This window comes from Janthinobacterium sp. BJB426, assembly GCF_002735705.1.
GTDB lineage: Bacteria > Pseudomonadota > Gammaproteobacteria > Burkholderiales > Burkholderiaceae_D > Janthinobacterium.
Genome location: NZ_PDZL01000050.1, coordinates 1 through 1,400 on the forward strand (window position 1 = coordinate 1; position 1,400 = coordinate 1,400).

Sequence of the window (1,400 nt, forward strand, 5' to 3'; positions counted from 1 at the left end):
CTGACGATAACCTACTTTCACACTGGTTGCAGCACTATCATCGGCGCAAAGTTGTTTCACGGTCCTGTTCGGGATGGGAAGGGGTGGGACCAACTTGCTATGGTCATCAGGCATAACTTGTACTGGCATTTGTCCTCTGTGGAGCGACAAAGCCTGAATCTGGAAGAAGCAAAGATTGGGGTAATGACTGGTAGTATCAACACACACGCAACGTTGTACCGTCTTATCCTCTGTACCTGCTAAGGTTATAGGGACAAGCCGTACGGGCAATTAGTACTGGTTAGCTTAATGCATTACTGCACTTCCACACCCAGCCTATCAACGTCCTGGTCTCGAACGACCCTTCAAAGAGCTCAAGGCTCTGGGAAATCTCATCTCAAGGCAAGTTTCCCGCTTAGATGCTTTCAGCGGTTATCTCTTCCGAACTTAGCTACCCGGCAATGCCACTGGCGTGACAACCGGTACACCAGAGGTTCGTCCACTCCGGTCCTCTCGTACTAGGAGCAGCCCCCTTCAAATTTCCAACGCCCACGGCAGATAGGGACCAAACTGTCTCACGACGTTTTAAACCCAGCTCACGTACCACTTTAAATGGCGAACAGCCATACCCTTGGGACCGGCTACAGCCCCAGGATGTGATGAGCCGACATCGAGGTGCCAAACTCCCCCGTCGATATGAACTCTTGGGAGGAATCAGCCTGTTATCCCCAGAGTACCTTTTATCCGTTGAGCGATGGCCCTTCCATACAGAACCACCGGATCACTATGTCCTACTTTCGTACCTGCTCGACTTGTCAGTCTCGCAGTTAAGCACGCTTATGCCATTGCACTATCAACACGATGTCCGACCGTATCTAGCGTACCTTCGAACTCCTCCGTTACACTTTAGGAGGAGACCGCCCCAGTCAAACTGCCTACCATGCACTGTCCCCGATCCGGATAACGGACCAAGGTTAGAACCTCAAACAAACCAGGGTGGTATTTCAAGGTTGGCTCCACGAGAACTAGCGTCCCCGCTTCAAAGCCTCCCACCTATCCTACACAGATTGGTTCAAAGTCCAATGCAAAGCTACAGTAAAGGTTCATGGGGTCTTTCCGTCTAGCCGCGGGTAGATTGCATCATCACAAACATTTCAACTTCGCTGAGTCTCGGGAGGAGACAGTGTGGCCATCGTTACGCCATTCGTGCAGGTCGGAACTTACCCGACAAGGAATTTCGCTACCTTAGGACCGTTATAGTTACGGCCGCCGTTTACTGGGACTTCAATCAAGAGCTTGCACCCCATCATTTAATCTTCCAGCACCGGGCAGGCGTCACACCCTATACGTCCACTTTCGTGTTTGCAGAGTGCTGTGTTTTTATTAAACAGTCGCAGCCACCAGTTTATTGCAACCCTTTC

2 rRNA genes are annotated in these 1,400 nt (G+C 51.0%); both read right to left on the reverse strand.

Annotated features, from left to right (window positions below):
* Positions 1–111: ribosomal RNA gene (gene rrf / locus CSQ93_RS28465) — 5S ribosomal RNA — on the reverse strand; the annotation flags it as partial.
* A 138-nt stretch (positions 112–249) separates the two neighbouring features.
* Positions 250–1,400, reverse strand: a 23S ribosomal RNA gene (locus CSQ93_RS28470); the annotation flags it as partial.